This is a genomic window from Edaphocola aurantiacus, assembly GCF_019797745.1.
Lineage (GTDB): Bacteria > Bacteroidota > Bacteroidia > Chitinophagales > Chitinophagaceae > Edaphocola > Edaphocola aurantiacus.
The window spans coordinates 1-2500 of sequence record NZ_VOSI01000008.1 but is presented as its reverse complement, the minus strand read 5'-3'; the positions used below and the strand labels follow the sequence as shown (position 1 = coordinate 2500).

The window sequence follows — 2500 nt, the reverse complement described above, 5'->3', positions numbered from 1 at the left end:
CCTTTTGCATAATGATCCTACGAGTTGCTACTTACTGGCAAGGTTAAGTACTTAAGTTACGGAGCCGCAGCGAAAGCGAGTCTTAACAGGGCGCTAAGTCAGTAGGTGCAGACGCGAAACTTTGTGATCTATCCATGGGCAGGTTGAAGGTGTGGTAACACACACTGGAGGACCGAACGGGTTAACGTTGAAAAGTTATCCGATGACCTGTGGATAGGGGTGAAAGGCCAATCAAACTGAGAGATAGCTCGTTCTCTCCGAAATGTTTTTAGGAACAGCGTCACATATAAGAAGTTTATTAGAGGTAGAGCTACTGATTGGACTAGGGGGCTTCACCGCCTACCAAATCCTGACAAACTCCGAATGCTAATAAATATCTGTGGCAGTGAGGCTGCGGGCGCTAAGGTCCGTGGCCGAGAGGGGAACAACCCAGACTATCAGCTAAGGCCCCTAAATCTACGTTAAGTTGGTTAAACGATGTTCAAATCCTAAGACAGCCAGGATGTTGGCTTGGAAGCAGCCATTCATTTAAAGAGTGCGTAACAGCTCACTGGTCGAGGGTTCGGGCGCGGAAAATGATCGGGCATCAAACGTAGTGCCGAAGCTATAGGATTTATGTTTACATAAATCGGTAGGAGAGCATTCTATTTGCGTTGAAGGTGTGTGGTGATGCATGCTGGAGCGGATAGAAAAGAAAATGTAGGAATGAGTAACGATAAATAAGGTGAAAAACCTTATCGCCGAAAGACTAAGGGTTCCTGATCAACGTTAATCGGATCAGGGTTAGTCGGGACCTAAGGCGTACCCGAAAGGGGAAGTCGATGGACAACTGGTTAATATTCCAGTACTCGTAATAAATTCGATGGGGAGACGCAGGAGTGAAAAGTCCGCGAACTTACGGAATAGTTCGTTAAAGGGCGTAGTTATAGGGTCTATAGTTAAATGCGTAGACCTTGATGAAACCTGATAGTACCACAAAACTTCGGTGGCGTGGATAGTGACTGTAATCAGACTGCCGAGAAAAACCTCTAAGTTATGTTTATTACGACTCGTACCGTAAACCGACACAGGTAGTCGAGATGAGTATTCTAAGGCGCTCGGGTGAGCCGTGGAGAAGGAACTAGGCAAATTAACGCTGTAACTTCGGGATAAAGCGTACCGCAGCGATGCGGTCACAGTAAAATGGTGCAACCAACTGTTTAGCAAAAACACAGGGCCCTGCCAAATCGAAAGATGACGTATAGAGCCTGATACCTGCCCGGTGCTGGAAGGTTAAGGAAGCTTGTCAACCGTAAGGTGAAGCTTGCGACTGAAGCCCCAGTAAACGGCGGCCGTAACTATAACGGTCCTAAGGTAGCGAAATTCCTTGTCGGGTAAGTTCCGACCTGCACGAATGGTAGAATGAGTTGCACACTGTCTCCTCCACGAGCCCGGTGAAATTGTAGTATCGGTGAAGATGCCGGTTACCCGCCACGGGACGAAAAGACCCCGTGAACCTTCACTACAACTTTGCATTGATTTTGGGTACCAGATGTGTAGGATAGTTGGGAGACTATGAAGCAGGCACGCCAGTGTTTGTGGAGTCAACGTTGAAATACCAACCTTCTGTTACTTAGAGTCTAATTTGCGTAAGCGAAGACATTGCATGGTGGGTAGTTTGACTGGGGTGGTCGCCTCCTAAAGTGTAACGGAGGCTCGCAAAGGTTCCCTCATTACGGTTGGTAATCGTAAGTAGAGCGTATTAGTATAAGGGAGCTTGACTGTGAGACTGACTAGTCGATCAGGTGCGAAAGCAGGCTAAAGTGATCCGGCGGTTCCGTATGGAAGGGCCGTCGCTCAAAGGATAAAAGGTACTCCGGGGATAACAGGCTGATCTCCCCCAAGAGCTCATATCGACGGGGAGGTTTGGCACCTCGATGTCGGTTCGTCACATCCTGGGGCTGGAGAAGGTCCCAAGGGTTGGGCTGTTCGCCCATTAAAGTGGCACGTGAACTGGGTTCAGAACGTCGCAAGACAGTTTGGTCTCTATCTGTGGTGGGCGTTAGTAAATTGCGAGGACATGACCTTAGTACGAGAGGACCGGGTTGTATGTACCGCTGGTGTATCTGTTGTGCCGCCAGGTGCAGTGCAGAGTAGCTATGTACAGAAAGGATAAGCGCTGAAAGCATCTAAGCGCGAAACCTACCTCAAGATGAGTTTACTTTTAAGTGCCGTCGAAGACGACGACGTTGATAGGCTACAGGTGTAAAGATGGTAACATCAAAGCCGAGTAGTACTAATTGCACGTACGCTTTATACTTTATTAGTAAGAAATCTGTTGATTAGTTTTCCCAATATGTTACCTTATTGATCGCAAGATCGTACCTTTTTATGGTGGTATTGCCGATGGTGTTCACCTCTTCCCATTCCGAACAGAGCAGTTAAGCCCATCATGGCCGATGATACTGGTGTATTCCGGGAAAGTAGGTAGCTGCCATATTTATTTTAAGACACCCTTCAA

2 rRNA genes (1 of these 2 cut by a window edge) are annotated in these 2500 nt (G+C 47.6%); both read left to right on the top strand.

Going from position 1 to position 2500, the window contains the following annotated elements:
* Positions 1 to 2299 (top strand): 23S ribosomal RNA (locus FTD44_RS16005); it begins 575 nt to the left of the window's first position.
* Positions 2300 to 2369: 70 nt separating this feature from the next.
* A 5S ribosomal RNA gene (gene rrf, locus FTD44_RS16000) occupies positions 2370 to 2479 on the top strand.
* Positions 2480 to 2500 lie beyond the last annotated feature (21 nt).